At 71.9% G+C, this 17,341-nt stretch carries 15 protein-coding genes and 1 pseudogene; 12 read left to right on the forward strand and 4 right to left on the reverse strand.

Annotated features, from left to right (window positions below; translation table 11 throughout):
* The first annotated feature begins 151 nt into the window (after nt 1-151).
* Complete coding sequence (locus ACWD6N_RS29435) at nt 152-1,084, forward strand: serine protein kinase RIO (RefSeq protein ID WP_354968127.1); 933 nt, start codon at nt 152-154, stop codon at nt 1,082-1,084.
* Between the two features lie 48 nt (nt 1,085-1,132).
* Here ACWD6N_RS29435 and ACWD6N_RS29440 read toward each other — a convergent pair whose 3' ends face one another.
* Nucleotides 1,133-1,381: a DUF2630 family protein gene (locus tag ACWD6N_RS29440; protein WP_328418721.1), complete on the reverse strand. Its 249-nt coding sequence runs from the start codon at nt 1,379-1,381 to the stop codon at nt 1,133-1,135.
* A gap of 451 nt (nt 1,382-1,832) precedes the next feature.
* On the opposite strand from ACWD6N_RS29440, the gene ACWD6N_RS29445 reads away from it, so the two are divergent.
* The 10 genes from ACWD6N_RS29445 to ACWD6N_RS29490 all read left to right on the forward strand — a co-directional run bounded on the left by ACWD6N_RS29445 (nt 1,833) and on the right by ACWD6N_RS29490 (nt 12,228).
* Entirely contained in the window at nt 1,833-3,155 is a 1,323-nt protein-coding gene (locus tag ACWD6N_RS29445) for a cytochrome P450 (protein WP_387330345.1), read from the forward strand.
* The gene (locus ACWD6N_RS29450; protein WP_354968125.1) at nt 3,152-4,063 is read left to right on the forward strand and encodes a terpene synthase family protein; all 912 of its coding nucleotides are present in this window, start codon (nt 3,152-3,154) and stop codon (nt 4,061-4,063) included. The genes ACWD6N_RS29445 and ACWD6N_RS29450 overlap by 4 nt, the downstream gene beginning before the upstream one ends.
* Nucleotides 4,060-5,679, forward strand: coding sequence for a prenyltransferase (locus tag ACWD6N_RS29455; protein ID WP_450005446.1), 1,620 nt, complete (start codon nt 4,060-4,062; stop codon nt 5,677-5,679). The genes ACWD6N_RS29450 and ACWD6N_RS29455 overlap by 4 nt, the downstream gene beginning before the upstream one ends.
* 109 nt (nt 5,680-5,788) lie before the next feature.
* A complete protein-coding gene (locus ACWD6N_RS29460; protein ID WP_354968123.1) occupies nt 5,789-8,392 on the forward strand; it encodes a sensor histidine kinase in 2,604 nt (867 codons plus the stop codon).
* 90 nt (nt 8,393-8,482) lie between these two features.
* Nucleotides 8,483-8,905, forward strand: a complete 423-nt coding sequence (locus tag ACWD6N_RS29465) for a roadblock/LC7 domain-containing protein (RefSeq protein ID WP_354968122.1) — start codon at nt 8,483-8,485, stop codon at nt 8,903-8,905.
* A gap of 5 nt (nt 8,906-8,910) precedes the next feature.
* Nucleotides 8,911-9,297 (forward strand): DUF742 domain-containing protein, encoded by a 387-nt coding sequence (locus ACWD6N_RS29470; RefSeq protein WP_354968121.1) that lies wholly within the window; start codon nt 8,911-8,913, stop codon nt 9,295-9,297.
* Nucleotides 9,278-9,889, forward strand: coding sequence for a GTP-binding protein (locus ACWD6N_RS29475; protein ID WP_354968120.1), 612 nt, complete (start codon nt 9,278-9,280; stop codon nt 9,887-9,889). The genes ACWD6N_RS29470 and ACWD6N_RS29475 overlap by 20 nt, the downstream gene beginning before the upstream one ends.
* Before the next feature lie 94 nt (nt 9,890-9,983).
* Nucleotides 9,984-10,319 (forward strand): YciI family protein, encoded by a 336-nt coding sequence (locus ACWD6N_RS29480; protein ID WP_387330337.1) that lies wholly within the window; start codon nt 9,984-9,986, stop codon nt 10,317-10,319.
* 58 nt (nt 10,320-10,377) lie between these two features.
* The gene (locus ACWD6N_RS29485) at nt 10,378-11,604 is read left to right on the forward strand and encodes an RNA polymerase sigma factor (protein ID WP_387330348.1); all 1,227 of its coding nucleotides are present in this window, start codon (nt 10,378-10,380) and stop codon (nt 11,602-11,604) included.
* A gap of 78 nt (nt 11,605-11,682) precedes the next feature.
* Complete coding sequence (locus tag ACWD6N_RS29490; protein ID WP_450005448.1) at nt 11,683-12,228, forward strand: N-acetyltransferase family protein; 546 nt, start codon at nt 11,683-11,685, stop codon at nt 12,226-12,228.
* Nucleotides 12,229-12,284: 56 nt separating this feature from the next.
* Here the strand turns inward: ACWD6N_RS29490 and ACWD6N_RS29495 are convergent, their stop codons facing one another.
* Together ACWD6N_RS29495 and ACWD6N_RS29500 are read right to left on the reverse strand one after the other, a co-directional pair.
* Nucleotides 12,285-13,376: a winged helix DNA-binding domain-containing protein gene (locus tag ACWD6N_RS29495; RefSeq protein WP_450005450.1), complete on the reverse strand. Its 1,092-nt coding sequence runs from the start codon at nt 13,374-13,376 to the stop codon at nt 12,285-12,287.
* Nucleotides 13,377-13,482: 106 nt separating this feature from the next.
* The gene (locus tag ACWD6N_RS29500) at nt 13,483-16,335 is read right to left on the reverse strand and encodes an aconitate hydratase (RefSeq protein ID WP_450005452.1); all 2,853 of its coding nucleotides are present in this window, start codon (nt 16,333-16,335) and stop codon (nt 13,483-13,485) included.
* Nucleotides 16,336-16,525: 190 nt separating this feature from the next.
* Here ACWD6N_RS29500 and ACWD6N_RS29505 point away from each other — a divergent pair, with 190 nt between their 5' ends.
* Nucleotides 16,526-17,182, forward strand: a complete 657-nt coding sequence (locus ACWD6N_RS29505; protein ID WP_387330342.1) for a DedA family protein — start codon at nt 16,526-16,528, stop codon at nt 17,180-17,182.
* Nucleotides 17,183-17,247: 65 nt separating this feature from the next.
* On the opposite strand, the pseudogene ACWD6N_RS29510 reads toward ACWD6N_RS29505, so the two are convergent.
* Nucleotides 17,248-17,341 (reverse strand): annotated as a pseudogene (locus ACWD6N_RS29510) (C39 family peptidase); the annotation flags it as partial.

The following is a 17,341-nucleotide window of genomic DNA, read 5'->3' on the forward strand; positions in this document are numbered from 1 at the left end:
GGTTGACCGGCTGCCGTGGCGACGGCGAGCATGGTCGACGCATCGTGCACCCGGGCGTGCGCCCGGTCGAGGAGAGGGGGTCGGTCATGGCCGTCTTCGCAGGTCGCTTCCAGCTGCCTTCATCAGCCTCGACCAAGGGAACCTCACCACAGTGCGCGATCATGACCTTCCGGCGCTGGAGCGCCGGACCCGCGGCAAGAGTCGTTTCGACGACGACGAGCCGCAGTTTCTGAAGCGCGGGCGGCCCACTGAGCCGCCCGCCGACCCGGACGGCGAACCTGACCCGGACACCGGCGACCACTGGTCGACCTGGGACGACGCCGTGCACGGCCCGCAGCCGTACCCGGACTGGCTGGTCACCGAGCTGGCCGCCAAGGACACCGAGCTGGGTGTTCTCAAGACCGGCAAGGAGGCGGACGTGCACCTGGTCCGTCGGGCGGTGCCCGACACGGACCGGTCCTGCCTGCTGGCGGTCAAGCGCTACCGGGACGCCGAGCACCGGCTGTTCCATCGGGACGCCGGCTACCTGGAGGGCCGGCGGGTGCGCCGGTCCCGCGAGAACCGGGCGATGGCCGGCCGGACGGCCTTCGGCCGGCAGATGATCGCCGGGCAGTGGGCAGCGGCCGAGTTCACCGCCCTGGCCCGGCTCTGGGAGATCGGCGCCGGCCACGACCGGATCGCCGTGCCGTACCCGGTGCAGCTGCGGGGCACCGAGTTGATGTTGGAGTTCGTCGGCGACGCCGAGTCGGGGCAGGCCGCGCCCCGGCTGGCCCAGCTGCGGCCCGGTCCGGCCGAGCTCCGCGACCTGTGGGGCCAGCTGGTGGAGGCGCTGCGGGTGCTGGCCCGGGCCGGCTACGCGCACGGCGACCTGTCGCCGTACAACCTGCTCGTGCACGACGGCCGGCTGGTCGTGATCGACCTGCCGCAGGTGGTCGACGTGGTGGCGAACCCGCAGGGGCCCGAGTTCCTGGCCCGGGACGTGCGCGTGGTCGGCACCTGGTTCGTGGCCCGGGGGTTGGCCGCCGAGCAGGTCGATCCCGCCGCGCTGACCGGGGAGCTGCTGCGTGAGGCGGGCGTTCGCTGACCGGGACGGGTCGGGCGGCCCCACCGGCCGCCCGACCCTCCGCGCCGGTCACTGCAGGTAGCGCTCCACCTCGGGCTTGGGGCGTTCGCCCTGGGAATCCGGGTCGCCGTGGGTCTGCCGGGCGGCCCGCCGGCGGCGCAGCAGGTCCCAGCACTGGTCGAGGGACTCCTCCAGGTTGCGCAGCCGCTCGCTGGCCTCGCCTTCGGTGCCCGACTCGTGGGCCTGAGCCGCCGCGCGCAGCTTGTGTTCCTCGTCGACCAGTTCGGAGATCCGGTTCAGGATGGTCTTGTCGTCCATGACAAGAGCCTGGCACAGGGTGCCGGGTGTCGCCCGGATTCGGTCGTTCCGCCGGGTCGGCGCGCATGGCGCGGGTGACGAGTGACGCGGTCCCGGGCCGAGCCGGCGCGTCCCTGGGCAGGCCCGCTTCAGGGGCGGCGAGTGAGTGATGTTCGTCACTATCGAGCGCCTCGGATGCCGGCTGGTCGTCGCGACCACCGCTACCTGCGGGATCTGTGGCACGCGCACTTCCCGCGGATTGAATCCTGCGGAGGCGCGATCCTTGCGCATGAAAATTTCACGTACTGCGCCTAGAGAAAGGTGACCGAGCGATGGCATGCTCCACGAACACCTAACTCCGCATAGTCGTTCCGCGACGCAGAGCATCCACAAGGGAGTGTCGGTTCTCGTGGCAGCACCTCGGACAGTGCCGGTTCAGCCGCGACGGGCGGGCTCGGTCCCGCTGCGCCATGTGGTGCCCAATCTGTTCCGCGATCCGGCCCGCACCCTGGTCGAGTTGGGCGAGCGGTCGCAGGGCGAGGTGGTAAAGCTCAGCCTCGGCGCGTTCCGGCCCTACCTGATAACGCGACCGGAGCACCTGCAGCGGGTTCTGCGCGAGAAGTCCGACAACTACGTCCGCGCCGGCGACGGTCTCCAGTGGCGTCCGCTGAAGCGGTTGTTCGGCGACGGCATCCTCAGTGACGGCGATTACTGGAAGAACAGCCGCCACGTGCTCCAGCCGCTGTTCACCGCTCGGCGGGTCGACTCGCTGGTCGACCGGCTGGCCGAGGCGATCGAGGAAGTGGTCGACGAACTGGACGAGCCGGCCCGCGCCGGCCAACCCGTCGACATGGGCACCGTGCAGGCCCGGATCGTCTGCTCGGCGATCATGCGGGTCTTCTTCGCCGACAAGATCTCGGTGCCGCAGGCGATGCGCATCATGGAGGCGCAGGACGCGATCGCCTGGTCGGTGATGCCGCGGCTGATGGTGCCGTGGGCGCCGTTGGCCATGCCGATGCCCGGCGACCGCGCGTTCCGTCGGGCAGTTCGACTCATCGACGACACTGTGCTCCCGATCGTCCGCGCCGCCCGGGGAACGGCCGAGACCGATGGCGACGACATCATCGCCACGCTGTGGCGGGGCCGCACGGAGGCTGGCGGCCGGCTCGACGAGCGGCAGGTCCGTGACGACACCGTCTCCATGGTCGCCACCACCACCGAGACCACGATCAGCGTACTGACCTGGCTCTGGCCGCACATCGCTCAGGACGAACAGATCGCCGAGCGACTGTACGAGGAGATCGACCGGGTGGTCGGCGACGCGCCGGTCCGGCGCGAGCACCTGCGCGAGCTGCGTTACACCCGGCAGGTGCTCGACGAACTGCTGCGACTCTATCCGATCGGCTGGCTCTTCCCGCGCCGCGCCTTGGAAGCCGACGTGATCGGCGGCGTACGCATCGAGGCCGGCGCCACTCTCGTGGTCAGCCCGCTGATCACCCACCGGATGTCCGCGTTCTGGGACCGGCCCGAGGTCTTCGACCCCGACCGCTTCGACCCCGAGCAGGTCCGCAACCGGCACCGGTACGCGCACTTCCCGTTCGGCGGCGGCCCACACCAGTGCATCGGCATGCACCTGTTCTACCTGGAGGCGATGCTGATCGTGGCCACCGTCCTGAGCCGGTTCCGGTTCCGCCTGGAGCGGCAGGCTCTGCCCGGTATCAAGGTGGCCGCCGCGCTGCGGCCCCTCGAGCGTGTCGAGGTGACCCTACAGCCGGTACGGAGTGTCTCCGCATGACCGCTGGGCTCGCGTCGCTGCCGGGTACCGGTGGCGACCAGATGGCGCTGGCCGCGGAGCAGGGCCGGATCTGTGCCCTCGCCGCAAAGGGCCAACGTGACCTGGCCGAACGTGCTGCGGCGTACCCCGATCTCTTCCCGGCGCGACCGTTCGACCCGGCGCTGTTCGGCAACGTCGCGATGGCGATCGCATTCGGGGCGCCCTGGTGTGACCTTGCCCAGTTGCGCGTCACGAACCGGGCCGTGCTGTGGGGCTTCGCGGTCGACTGGCTCGTCGACCACGAGGCGCGTACCCGTGACGAGATCGACCGATTGGCGGCGGGCTGCCTCGCCGTGGCGGAGGGCGGGAAACCGGCGGAGGACGACTCTCTCGGCCGTTTTCTCGCCGAATTGCACGACGAACTGGCCGCCGTGCCGGCGTACGCGACCCACGGGGCGGTATGGCGGAACGAGTTGCGGACGATGCTCGACGCCATGGCGCGAGAGTGGGACTGGAAGCAGACCGCCAGCACCGGCGTGCTGCCCACCCTGGACGAGTACCTGGCCAACGCGGCGAACCTGGCCTGCACGGTGGTCAACGTCGTGCACTGGATCCACTCCGGCGATCCCGCGACGCTGACCCACCTCGACGCGCTCGTCGCGGCCAGTGACCAGGTGCAGCGGATCCTCCGACTCGTCAACGACCTCGCGACCTACGAACGCGACCAGCGGTGGGGCGACCTCAACGCGTTGATGTTGGTGCCGGAGCGGGCCGACATCGAGCGCCAGATCACCGGCCTGGTGGCGTACGCCCGCGAGCTGCTCGACCCGCTGCGCACAAGCTGCCCGGTGCAGGCCGACTACCTCGCCCGCCAGATCGGCTTCAGCACCGGCTTCTACCGGTCGACCGACTTCTGGGGCGTGCTGTGACCACCTCACCAGCCGCCGCCGATGCCGGGGACGAGTCCGACGTGGCCGCATCGGCCCGGGAGTTGCTCGCCGCCATGGTGCTCGAGCCGGCGGGCCGGGTCACCCCGTCGGTGTACGAGACCGGCCGGGTCGTCGCGGACGCGCCGTGGCTCACCGGGCATGACCGGCGGCTGCGGTATCTGCTGGGCGAACAGCGTTCCGATGGCGGGTGGGGTGGCGCCAGCGGCTACGCCGTGGTGCCGACGGTGAGCGCGGTGGAGGCGCTGCTCGGCACGCTGCGGGGCACCCAGGGCTCCTCTCGGCCCGAGCTGGCCGCCGCGGCGAGCCGCGGGCTGGGCGTGCTCGCCGACTGGCTCGGAAGGGGCACGCCGCTCCCAGACACGCCGGCGGCCGACCTCATCGTGGCGGCCCTGGTGCAGCGGATCAACGACCACCTCACCTTCTTTGCCGCACGCCCCGGTCGGGGGTTTGTCGACGGGGTCCGCGCCCTGCCCGGCGTGGACCGACGGCGGCTCGACGCGGTACACGCGCTGGTGGGCGCCGGACATCCGGTGCCGCAGAAGCTGCTGCACGCCTTCGAGGCGCTCGGACCGGTCGCGCGCCGGCACGGCGGCGTGTCCCCGGTCGCCGGGGCCGTCGGTGCCTCGCCGGCGGCCACCGCCGCCTGGATCGGCGACCCGGCGACGCCCGGCGCGGACCCGGAGGCGCTGGCCTACCTGGGGGCGGCTGTCGGTCTCCTCGACGGACCGGTGCCCTGCTGTACGCCGATCACGGTGTTCGAGCGGGCTTGGGCGCTGAGCAGTCTGGCCCGAGTGGGGGTGCCGGTCCGGCCCGCGCCGAAGCTCATCGCCGAGTTGGCCGCCGCGCTCGGGCCGCATGGCACGCCGACCGGGCCAGGACTACCGGCCGACGCGGACACCACCTCGGTCGCTCTCTATGCTCTCGCCCGCCTCGGTCACCCGGTGGATCCGGCGAGCCTGCTCCACTTCGACCTCGGCAGCCACTTCTGCACCTGGCGGGGGGAGGACGGGCGGTCGGTCACCACGAACGCGCACGTGCTGGAGGCGCTCGGCTGGCACGCCCGTCACACGTCGGCGGCCGCGAGCCGCTACGGCGGCCGTGCGGCGGCGCTGGCCGGGTGGCTGGGCGACGAGCAGCAGCCCGACGGCTCCTGGGTGGACCGCTGGCACGCTTCGCCCTACTACGCCACCTCGTGCGTCGTGGCAGCCCTCGACCGGTACGCCCCGGCCGGGATCGCCGGATCGGCGGTGGATCGCGCCGTCGACTGGTTGGTCGCCACCCAACGGGCGGACGGGGCGTGGGGACGCTGGGCGGGCACCGTGGAGGAGACCGCGTACGCCCTGCACGTGCTGCTGGGGGTCCATCGACCGGCCCGGCCGGGCGTACGGGAGGCGATCGGTCGCGGGTTGCGTCACCTGACCGAGGTAGACGATCACCACGATCATCCTCCATTGTGGCATGACAAAGATCTCTACACACCTGTGCTGATCGTCCGTGCGGCCATTCTCGCGGTCCGGCACTTGGCCCTGACCAGATCCGACCTGGTCAACGAGATGGACAGGGCCCCGCTCCGGCCACGTACGGTGGTCTCATGATCAGCAGCGCTTGAGCGCGGCCCCGGACGCTGCTAGCGTGCGCCGGGTCGATGCGTGCACTCCGCACTTCTGACTGATCAATCACACAGGTCGCGCCAGGGACGGTGTAATGGGTTCCCGCAGTACGAATCTGCGTACCAAGGTCGTTGCTCTACTGGTCTCACTCGTGGCGCTCTGGGGCTTTACGGCCTGGGTCACCGTCCGGGACGGGGTCAACCTGCTCGGCGTGCAGACCCTGGACACGAAGGTCTTCGATCCCACCGAGCCGCTGCTGTTGCAGTTGCAGTTGGAGCGTCGGACGTCGCTGACCTACCTCGGTCGACCCGACGACGCGCAGCGCGCCACGCTGGCGCAGATGCGGCAGCGCACCGACCAGTTGGCGGCGAAGTTTACGAAGTCCACCGAGAACTGGCAGGTCGACGCGCTGGGCAGCGACACCCTCGACCAGCGGATCAAGGCTCTCATCACCGGGCTGAACGACCTGGACAAGACCCGTACGGCGGTCGACGACCGGAGCATCGACCGGGCCGGGGCCATCGCGACCTTCACCGGAGTGATCGAGTCGATCTACCGGGTGTACGACGCGCTCGGCAACCTCGACGACGAGCAGGTCGCCGAGGACACCGCCGCGCTGATCGGCCTCAACCGGTCCCGGGAGCTGCTGTCCCAGGAGGACGCGCTGCTGGCCGGCGTGCTGGCCGCCGGGCGCATCACTACGGCCGAGCGGGCGGAGTTCACCCGGATCGTCGGCGCCCGACAGTTCGTCGCCGCCTCGGCACTGGTCCGGCTCCCCGGCACCGACCAGCGCCGCTACGAGACGATGTCGACGGGCGACACCTTCAGCCGGCTGACCGCCCTGGAGACCCAGGTGATGCAGGGCGGTGGTGCCGGCCGGCCGTCCGTGACCGCGACGGAGTGGACCGACACCATTGCTCCGGCGCTGACCGAGATCAGTGACGTCGTGCTGGCCGGTGGCGACGGCGTGGTCGACCGGGCGACCCCGGTCGCCATCGGCGTCGTCGTCCGGTTGGCGCTGGCCACCGGCCTCGGTCTGCTCGCCGTCATCGCCTCGATCGTCGTGTCCATCACCACCGCCCGCTCCCTGGTACGGCAGCTGGAACGGTTGCGTGGCGCGGCCTTCCGCCTGGCCAACGAGCGGCTGCCCAGCGTGGTCGAACGGCTCGGTCGCGGCGAGGAGGTCGACGTGGCCACCGAGGCGCCACCCCTGGAGTTCGGCACCGACGAGATCGGCCAGGTCGGCAAGGCGTTCAACGCGGTCCAGGAGACCGCTTTGCGCACCGCCGTCGAGCAGGCCGACCTGCGCCGCAACGTCCGCGAGGTCTTCCTCAGCCTGGCCCGGCGTACCCAGGCGCTGGTGCACCGCCAGCTCACCCTGCTGGACGCGATGGAGCGGCGCGAACAGGACGCGGAGGAACTCGAGGACCTGTTCCGGGTCGACCACCTGGCCACCCGGATGCGGCGCAACGCGGAAAACCTGATCGTGCTCTCCGGCTCCACCCCGGGCCGGGCCTGGCGGCGCAACGTGCCGATGGTCGACGTGGTGCGCGGCGCGGTGGCCGAGGTGGAGGACTACACCCGGGTCAACGTGCTGCCGCTCGGGCCGGTCTCGCTGGCCGGCCGCGCGGTCGGCGACATCATCCACCTGCTCGCCGAGCTGATCGAGAACGGCCTGTCGTTCTCCCCGCCGCACACCACGGTGGAGGTTCGTGGCCAACTGGTGGCCAACGGGTTCGCCATCGAGATCGAGGACCGGGGCCTCGGCATGAGCGAGGAGGACCTGGCCGCGGCGAACCACCGGATCGTCGACCAGTCCGAGCTGAACCTCGCCAACGCCGCCCGCCTCGGCCTCTACGTGGTGAGCCGGCTGACCGAGCGGCACGGCGTGCGGGTCCGGCTCAAGGAGTCGGCGTACGGCGGCACCACCGCCGTCGTGCTGATCCCACTGGAGCTGGTCACCGAGAACGGCGCTGCCCCGGAGGACTCCGGCGCGATGCGGGCCGGGTCACCGGCCATCCCGCTGGCCCCGTCGTCGACCGGAGGTCCCGCCGACAGCGGTCGCCCGAGCCTCCTCGCGCTGGCCGCGCCACCGGCGGCAGCGGGTACGACGGCGCCGGACGTACCGGATCTGGTGACCCCGACCGCCCCGGCGGCGGTTCCGGCCGACGCACCGGCGACGACCGACACCACCAGCCCGACGGCGCAGACCGACGCGACCGATGTGGACGCCGCTCTGCCCACCCGCCAGCGGACGACGCCCGCTACCGGGTTGTCGGAGCTGCCCAGCCGGGCCCGGCGCACGCTGGGCCAGCCGGCCCTGGAGGGCCCGACGGTGCCCACCGGCCTGCCCGCCTTCGACCGTGCCGGACCAGCGGACAGCACCAGCGTCGGCGAGCCGGGCGCGGACGGCGGGCCACTGCCCGCCCAGGCCGAGGCGGACCGGACGGACTCGGGCCTGCCGGTGCGGGTCCGGCAGGCGAGCATCGTGCCCGAGCTGCGCGACGACCCGGCGGCGACGGAGACCGACGAGGAGGACGTGGCGCGCCCGCCCGAGCAGGTGCGCCGGATGATGAGCTCCTACCAGAGCGGCACGCGGCGAGGTCGGACCGACGCGGCACGACTGCTCGACGGCGCTTCCGGCGCCCCGCCAGCGGAGACGTCCGAGCCGACCGACGAGGACCCGCGCACCACCTGATCGGACGCCGGCAATGCGGGTTTCCGCGCGGCGTGATGGTCAGCCCCAGACGAGCACGGCGACAACAGCCGGGGGAGAAGAGGACGACGAGTGGCCCAGAAGACGGCTTCGAGTGCCGACCTGACGTGGTTGCTGGATGATCTTGTGGGCCGGGTGAAGCAGGCCGAGCATGCGGTCGCGCTCTCCACCGACGGGCTGTTGATGGCCTCCTCGCAGGGGCTGAGCCGGGACGACGGTGAGCACCTCGCGGCGATGGCGGCCGGCATCCAGAGCCTGGCCCGGGGCGCCGGCAAGCGCTTCGGTGGCGGGCAGGTGCAGCAGACCATCATCGAGATGCAATCGTCGTTCCTGTTCGTCACCGCGGCCGGGCGCAACGCCTGCCTGGCGGTGCTGGCCAGCGAGGACACCGACGTCGGCCTGATCGCCTACGAGATGGCGATGCTGGTCACCAGGGTCGGCAAGTACGTTGCCTCCCCATCCCGCGGCGCCGACCAGCCGGCCGGCGAGAAGTAGCGGCCATGACGGTGCAGGGAGAGTCCGCGGACCATCAGTGGGTGGATGACCATGCGGGCCCGGTGGTCCGCCCGTACGCGGTGACGCGCGGGCGCGCCCGCCCGGTCACCGGCACGTTCGACCTGATCTCCCTGGTCACCGCGACCCGAGGCGACGTCACACCGGAGGTCGGCCTCGGTCCGGAGCACCTGGCGATCGTCGGACTGTGCCAACGAATACAGTCCGTCGCCGAGATCGCTGCCCATCTCGACCTGCCGGTGGGCACCATCCGGGTGCTCCTCGGCGACCTGGCGGCCCGCAGCCTGGTGCAGGTCCGCGAACCACAGACCACGGCCGGTCTTCCCGACAACAGCATCTTCGAGGCGGTAATCAATGGACTACGGGCACTCTGACCGGCCGGCGGGAGCGACCCCACTGCCCACCGCGATCAAGATCCTGGTCGCCGGTGGCTTCGGCGTCGGCAAGACCACCATGGTCGGCGCGGTGAGCGAGACCCGGCCGTTGCGCACCGAGGAGGTGCTGACCGAGTCCGGGGTCGGCATCGACGACCTGTCCGGGGTGGAGGAGAAGACCACCACCACCGTGGCGATGGACTTCGGTCGGATCACCATCAGTGACGACCTGGTGCTCTACCTGTTCGGCACGCCGGGGCAGGACCGGTTCTGGTTCGTCTGGGACGAGCTGGCGCTGGGCGCGATCGGCGCGGTGGTGCTGGCGGACACCCGCCGGCTGGCCGACTGCTTCCCGTCGATCGACTACTTCGAGGGCCGGGGCACCCCGTTCGTGGTCGCGGTGAACTGCTTCGAGGGGTCCCGGCAGTACCGGCTCGACGAAGTGCAGTCCGCGCTGAACCTGGACCCGGGGGTCCCGGTGCTGCTCTGCGACGCCCGTCAGCGCGCGTCCAGCAAGGAGGTGCTCGTCACGTTGATGGAGCACGCCATGAAGACCCGGGAGGCCCGACGCCGCGCCGCCGGCGCGAACTGACCGACAACCCGCGAGGTTTTCCGGCACCCGGTGTCCGGAACGGCCGCGGCCGATCGTCATGCTGGCGATACCCGGACACACCAGGGAGCGCCAGATGAAGTACATGATGTTTGTCTGCACCGACGCCGAGCCGGACACCGACCCGACCGACGTACCCGACATCCACGCGTGGGTGGCCGAGAACGACGCCCGTGGCCGCCGCCTCCAGGGCGACGAGCTGGCGCCGAGCACCGCGGCCACCACGGTCCGGGTGCGCGGCGGCGAACTGCTCATCTCCGACGGGCCGTTCGCCGAGACCACGGAGGTGATCGTGGGCTTCGACCTGCTCGACTGCGCCGACCTTGACGAGGCGATCGAGGTGGCGCGGGCCCACCCGATGGCCCGGCACGGCCGACTGGAACTGCGCCCCTTCGCGGGCCTGCCCGGCTGATCGGGTGACCCGCACCGAAACGCCGGCCGGTGAGCGGCACGAAAACGCCGGCCGGGCGATCGGCACGGGTGCGGCTGCGGCGGCGGAGGCCGTCGCGGCCGCCGGCGCCGAGGCGTACCCACGGATCGTCGCGACCCTGATCCGGGTGACCGGGGACTGGGCGTTGGCAGAGGACTGCGCCCAGGAGGCGCTGACCGTCGCCCTGGAGCGCTGGCCCGGTGACGGCGTGCCGGCCAACCCGGGCGGCTGGCTGATGACGGTGGCCCGCAACCGGGCGATCGACGTGCTGCGCCGGGCCGCCGTGGAGCGCCGCAAGCTGCACGACCTGGCGGTGCTCGCGCCGGCGGACGCGGAGCCCGCGCCCGGGGCGGGGGAGGACGTGGTGGACGACCGACTACGGCTGATCTTCACCTGCTGCCACCCGGCGCTGGCGCCGGAGGCGCGGGTGGCGTTGACGCTGCGTACCGTCTGCGGGGTGTCGACCGCCGACATCGCCCGGCTCTTCCTGGTCACCGAGTCGACGATGACCCGGCGGTTGACCCGGGCCCGGACCCGGATCAAGGAGGCCGGCATCCCGTACCGGGTGCCGGCCGGGCCGGCGCTCGCCGAACGGCTGCCCGGTGTGCTGGCCGTGCTGTACCTGCTCTTCACCCGCGGCTACGTCGCCGACGGCGAACCGGCCTTCGCCGACGAGGCGATCCGGCTGGCCCGGCTGCTCGACCGGCTGATGCCGGGGCAGTCCGAGGTGGCCGCCCTGCTCGCGTTGTTCCTGTTCCAGCACTCGCGCGCCGACGCCCGCCGCGACGCCGCCGGCTACCTGCTGACCCTGGAGCGGCAGGACCGCGGCCGGTGGGACCGGGCCGCCATCACCGAGGGACTGGACGCGCTGGCGCGGGTACACCACGACGGGCCGTACGCGTGGCAGGCCCGGATCGCGGCCTGCCACGCCACCGCCGCGTCCGCCGAGGCCACCGACTGGCCGGCGATCGCCCGGGCCTACGACAGCCTGGCCGGCGATCGGCCCTCGCCGGTGGTCGGGTTGAACCGGGCCGTGGCGCACGGCTACGCGTACGGGCCGGCGGCCGGGTTGGCGCTGCTCGGCGCGGCCCGCGCCGGGGGCGCGTTGGACGGCTACCCGCTCGCCGTCGCGGTGGAGGCGGACCTGGTGGCCCGGCAGGGCGACCGGGTCCGCGCCGCCACCCTGTTCCGGAGGGCCGCGGCCGAGGTGACATCCGCCGCCGAGCGCCGCGCCCTGCTCGACCGTGCCGCCGACCTCGCCTCGTAGCCGGGTGGGACGCGCACCCCGGGCCGGCGGGATCGGCAGGTCCTCCTCGCCGAGGGGATTCGTGAGAGGATCCCGCGCATGATCGACCTGAATGTGCGGCCGATGTCCCGCGCGGAATTCGACCGGTGGCAGACCGACGTCGTCGCCGCCTACGCGCAGGACCACGTCGAGGCCGGCACCTGGACGGCCGACGAGGCTCTGCGCCGCTCCGAGGAAGCCAACAGAGCCCTGCTGCCACAGGGGATGGCCACGCCCGGCATGATCTTCCTGCTCGGCGTGCTGGCCGACGGCACACCGGTCGGACGCCTGTGGATCGGGCTGACGCATCCGCGCGGCGTCGCGCACTGCGCCTACCTCTACGACATCGAGGTGGTCGCCGAGCGCCGCGGGCAGGGTCTGGGGCGGGCACTGCTCACGGCCGCCGAGCGGACGGCTCGCGAGGAGGGCGCCCACGCTCTCGAACTCAACGTGTTCGGGTACAACACGACGGCGCTCAACCTGTACGACTCGTCGGGGTACCGGGTGACGACCCAGCAGATGCGCAAGGACCTCCGCACGTCGACCCGGCAGGAGCCGGACGCGGAAGCGGCGACCGAGGTGGGTGATCCTCGCGCAGGTGGGTGACGCTGCGTCCGTGGGCTGCAACTGGCCGCGCCGCTCGCGACGCGTCCGGTCCGTCGTCAGTCCAGGAACTCGACGCCGGCGAGAGTGGCGGCGCGGTGCGCCGCGAGGCGCTCGGCCTGCTCGATGACGGCCCTGCGCCTGCTCTCGGGCAGCTTCTGCCAGGGCTGGACGGCGACTGTCATCCTGGCGCCCGACTTGCGGGGCCGCCAGGTGCCGACCAGCTCACCGTCGACCAGGACGGCGCCGGGGCGACCCAGCACCGGCCACAGCTCCTTGGCGCGCGCGGCGTCGGGCACCAGCGTCGCCCGGTCTCTGGCCTGGAGGAAGAGGTCGAAGGGACCGAGCAGGCGGGTCACCGCCGCTGCGGCCGACGCCAGCGACTGCTCGTCGGCGGCCAGGAGCGAGCGCCTCTCGCCGTCGACCGTCACCTCGATCACGTCCTCGGGCCATCGTGCCTTGACTTCCCGGACCGGGGCATCGAGGTAGGTGGCCACGTGGCCGGGGGTGGCCGGACCCAGCAGCCGCAGGTACGCGCGCACGAGGTCGAACCGGTCGCCCGCGCCGGCCGCCGCACGGAACCCGGGGATGCGCCGCAGCACCGGCGGCGACGTGTCGCGCTGCAATTCCAACCCGGCGCGCACCGCGGCCAGCCGCAACGGCATCTCGAAGATGTGCGTGGCGTCGCAGGGGCGGCAGAACCGCAGGTACGGCTCGGGCAGCACCGCGCTCAGGCGGCCCGACACGTCGCCCTTGACCATCGGCTCGGTGACGGTGGCCCGCAGCTCGGCGGCCACTGTGTCGAGAGCCTCCAGGTTGGCGATGCCGGCCGCCCTCAACGGCTTGGCGGCGTCGTAGATGCGCTTGCCCGCGTCGGCGTCGGACCAGGGTGCGACCGCGGACGCCACCTCCCCCGCGTCAGCGCGGCGGTAGAGGTGGGGCGCGCCGCGCACGGTCCACAGCAGCACCAGGTCGGCCCCGGACGACGCCGCCCGGTCGACCCCGCGCAGCGCCAGCGCCCAGCGGCCGCCGTCGGGGCCGGTGTCCTGCACGCCGGCGTCGAGCACGGCGGTGTCCGCCAGCGTGCCGTGCGCCCGGGCGAGCTGCTGTGCCTGGACGCGGAACCTCATCACCTGACGCCGGTCGACCACCCCGACACCATAGGGGGTCACCCCGACAACGGGCAGCATGGCCGGCCAGGACGCCGCAGGGCCCCTCCCCGTCGAGGCGGGAAGGGGCCCTGGTGGACGCGGTACGTCAGTTGGCGATCATGCGGCGCAGCACGTACTGCAGGATGCCGCCGTGCCGGTAGTAGTCCGCCTCGCCCGGGGTGTCGATCCGGACCACCGCGTCGAACTCGACGCCGGTGTCGGTGGTGACCTTCACCGTGCGCGGGGTCTCGCCGTCGTTGAGCGCGGTCACCCCGGTGAAGGTGAACGTCTCGGTGCCGGTGAGGCCGAGCGACTCGGCGGTGGTGTCCACCGGGAACTGCAGCGGCAGCACGCCCATGCCGATCAGGTTGGAGCGGTGGATCCGCTCGTAGGACTCGGCGATGACCGCCCGGACGCCCAGCAGCATGGTGCCCTTGGCCGCCCAGTCCCGCGACGAGCCCGAGCCGTACTCCTTGCCGGCCAGCACGACCAGCGGGATGCCGGCCTCCTGGTAGGCGACCGAGGCGTCGTAGATCGAGGTCTGCTCGCCGGTGAGGTGGTTGACGGTGAAGCCGCCCTCCACCCCGGGGACCAGCTGGTTGCGCAGCCGGATGTTGGCGAAGGTGCCCCGGATCATCACCTCGTGGTTGCCCCGGCGGGAGCCGTACGAGTTGAACTCGTGCCGCGGCACGCCGTGCTCGGCGAGGTACTGACCGGCGGGGGAGTCGGCCTTGATCGAGCCGGCCGGCGAGATGTGGTCGGTGGTCACCGAGTCACCCAGCTTGGCCAGCACCCGGGCGTCGGCGATGTCGGTGACCGGGCTCGGCTCCTGCTGCATGCCCTCGAAGTAGGGGGGCTTGCGCACGTAGGTGGAGTCGTCCGCCCAGGCGAAGGTGTCGCCGGTCGGGGTGGGCAGCGACTGCCAGCGCTCGTCGCCGGCGAAGACGTCGGCGTACGCGGCGCTGAACCCGGTGGCGCCGATCGCCTGGGCGATGACGTCCTGGATCTCGGCGCTGTTCGGCCAGATCTCACGCAGGAAGACCGGGTTGCCGTCGCTGTCCTCGCCGATCGGCTCGTTGGCCAGGTCGATGTCCATCGTGCCGGCGAGCGCGTACGCGACCACCAGAGGCGGGGACGCCAGGTAGTTCATCTTGACGTCCGGGTTGATCCGGCCCTCGAAGTTGCGGTTGCCGGAGAGCACCGAGACGACGGCGAGGTCCTTCTCGTTGACCGCCGCCGAGACCTCCTCGGGCAGCGGGCCCGAGTTGCCGATGCAGGTGGTGCAGCCGTAGCCGACCAGGTTGAAGCCGAGCTTGTCCAGGTACGGCGTGAGGCCGGCCCGCTCGTAGTAGTCCATGACGACCTTGGAACCGGGCGCCAGGGTGGTCTTGACCCACGGCTTGCGGGTCAGGCCCTTCTCGACCGCGTTGCGGGCCAGCAGTGCGGCGCCGATCATCACCTGGGGGTTGGAGGTGTTGGTGCAGGAGGTGATCGCGGCGATCACGACGGCGCCGTGGTCCAACTCGTACTCGACGCCGTCGGCGCCGGTGACCCGGATCGGGTCGGTGGCCCGACCGCCGGAGCCGACGGCCGCGGTCTCCAGGTCGCGCGGCTCGTCGGCCGGGTCGCTGAACTCGTTGGCCGGCGGGTCGCTGGCCGGGAAGGACTCGGCGCTGGCCTCGTCGGCCGGGCCGTTGGCACCGCGCGGCAGTTCCTCACGGGGCACGCCCGGCTTGAGGTCACGCTCACCGACGGAGTCGTCGGCGACGTAGTCGGTCAGCGCCGAGCGGAACAGCGTCTTGGCGCTGCCCAGCGGCACCCGGTCCTGCGGGCGCTTCGGGCCGGCCAGCGAAGGCTCGATGGTGCTCAGGTCGAGCTCCAGGCGCTCGGAGTACTCCGGCTCCGCGTCCGGGTCGTGCCAGAGGCCCTGCTCCTTGGCGTACGCCTCGACGAGCGCGACCTGCTGCTCGTCGCGACCGGTCAGCTTCAGGTAGCGGACCGTCTCGGCGTCGATCGGGAAGATCGCCACGGTGGAGCCGTATTCGGGGGACATGTTGCCGATGGTGGCGCGGTTGGCCAGCGGCACGGCGCTGACGCCGGGGCCGTAGAACTCGACGAACTTGCCGACCACGCCGTGCTTGCGCAGCATCTCGGTGATGGTCAGCACCAGGTCGGTGGCGGTGGTGCCGGCCGGCATCTCGCCGTGCAGCTTGAAGCCCACCACGCGGGGGATCAGCATGCTGACCGGCTGACCGAGCATCGCGGCCTCGGCCTCGATGCCGCCGACGCCCCAGCCGAGCACGCCCAGGCCGTTGACCATCGTGGTGTGCGAGTCGGTGCCGACCACCGTGTCGGGGTACGCCTGGCCGTTGCGCTCCATGATGGTGCGGGCCAGGTACTCGATGTTGACCTGGTGCACGATGCCGGTGCCCGGCGGGACGACCTTGAACTCGTTGAACGCGGTCTGGCCCCAGCGCAGGAACTGGTAGCGCTCCTTGTTGCGCTCGTACTCCAGCTCGACGTTGCGCTCGAAGGCGTCCTCGCGGCCGAACAGGTCGGCGATGACGGAGTGGTCGATGACCAGCTCGGCCGGGGCGAGGGGGTTGACCTTGGTGGCGTCGCCGCCCAGGTCGCGCACCGCCTCGCGCATGGTGGCCAGGTCGACCACGCAGGGCACGCCGGTGAAGTCCTGCATCAGCACCCGCGCCGGGGTGAACTGGATCTCCACGCTCGGGGCGGCGGTGGAGTCCCACCCGCCGAGCTGGCGGATGTGGTCGGCGGTGATGTTCGCGCCGTCCTCGGTCCGCAGCAGGTTCTCCAGCAGGATCTTCAGGCTGTACGGCAGCCGGTCGTGGCCGTCCACCTTGTCGATCCTGAAAATCTCGTAGCTCGCGTCTCCGACGCGTAGCTGGGTCTTCGCACCGAAGGTGTCGAGGCTCGCCACGTCGTACTCCTTCACACCAGCGACCGTGAGTAGTCCTGAGCAGTGTGTCGCACCGGCCAGGGTGCCGCCGAGGTTAGGTGACACTTACCGCCGATTCCGCTCTCAACAAAACCGTACGTCCGTCTTGCTAGTTGCGCAACCCGACGTCGGGTCCGAGCGACCGGCCGACGGTAGGGTTCGAGGCCGGACGGGGAGGGGGTCGACGGTGTTCGACGTTCAGCACTGGCTCGTGTCGCTGCCGCCGATCGCGGTCTACCTGCTCGTCGGCGGGGTCATCGGCGTGGAGAGCATGGGTGTCCCACTGCCCGGCGAGATCGTCCTGGTCAGCTCCGCCCTGCTCGCCGCCACCGGTGTGGTAGAACCGGAGTGGGTCGCCACCGCCGCTGCCGCCGGAGCGATCATCGGGGACTCCGTCGGGTATGCGGTGGGCCGCCGGGGTGGCCGTCCGCTGCTGGCCCGGCTGGGCCGGCGCTTCCCCCGACATCTCGGCCCCGCACAGCTCGCCCGCGCCGAACAGAGCTTCGCCCGGTACGGCGTCTGGGCGGTCTTCTTCGGCCGGTTCGTGGCACTGCTGCGGATCCTGGCCGGGCCGCTCGCTGGGGCACTGCACGTGCCGTACCGGCGGTTCCTGCTGGCCAACGCGGCCGGCGGCCTGGTCTGGGCGTTCGGCACCACCTACCTGCTCTTCACCGTGGGCCGTGCGGCCGAGCACTGGCTCAAGGACATCTCCTGGGCCGGGCTGGCCCTCGCGGTGCTCGCCGGTCTCGCCAGCACGTGGTGGCTGCGCCGACGGGCCCACCGGTTCGAGGCGACCGAACCGACCCCGGACGCCGAGCCGATCCGCGCGGGCAGCGAACACTGACCCGGGCATGACGAAGGGCCGGACCCCTGGTTGGGGTCCGGCCCTTGTCGTTGTTGGTGGTTGGGTCAGCTGGTGGCGTAGCCGCGGGTGGCGATCCAGTCGGCGAGGTGCTCGACGGTGACCTCGTAGGAGGCGGTGTTCGCATCGGCGGAGTCGGCG

This window comes from Micromonospora sp. NPDC005163, from assembly GCF_053599835.1.

What these genes read in the sequence shown, in the direction of transcription:
- ACWD6N_RS29440 (WP_328418721.1), bottom strand. Translation starts at nt 1,381, where the DNA reads ATGGACGACAAGACCATCCTGAACCGGATCTCCGAACTGGTCGACGAG.
- ACWD6N_RS29450 (WP_354968125.1), top strand. Translation starts at nt 3,152, where the DNA reads ATGACCGCTGGGCTCGCGTCGCTGCCGGGTACCGGTGGCGACCAGATG.
- ACWD6N_RS29460 (WP_354968123.1), top strand. Translation starts at nt 5,789, where the DNA reads ATGGGTTCCCGCAGTACGAATCTGCGTACCAAGGTCGTTGCTCTACTG.
- ACWD6N_RS29470 (WP_354968121.1), top strand. Translation starts at nt 8,911, where the DNA reads ATGACGGTGCAGGGAGAGTCCGCGGACCATCAGTGGGTGGATGACCAT.
- ACWD6N_RS29475 (WP_354968120.1), top strand. Translation starts at nt 9,278, where the DNA reads ATGGACTACGGGCACTCTGACCGGCCGGCGGGAGCGACCCCACTGCCC.
- ACWD6N_RS29480 (WP_387330337.1), top strand. Translation starts at nt 9,984, where the DNA reads ATGAAGTACATGATGTTTGTCTGCACCGACGCCGAGCCGGACACCGAC.
- ACWD6N_RS29490 (WP_450005448.1), top strand. Translation starts at nt 11,683, where the DNA reads ATGATCGACCTGAATGTGCGGCCGATGTCCCGCGCGGAATTCGACCGG.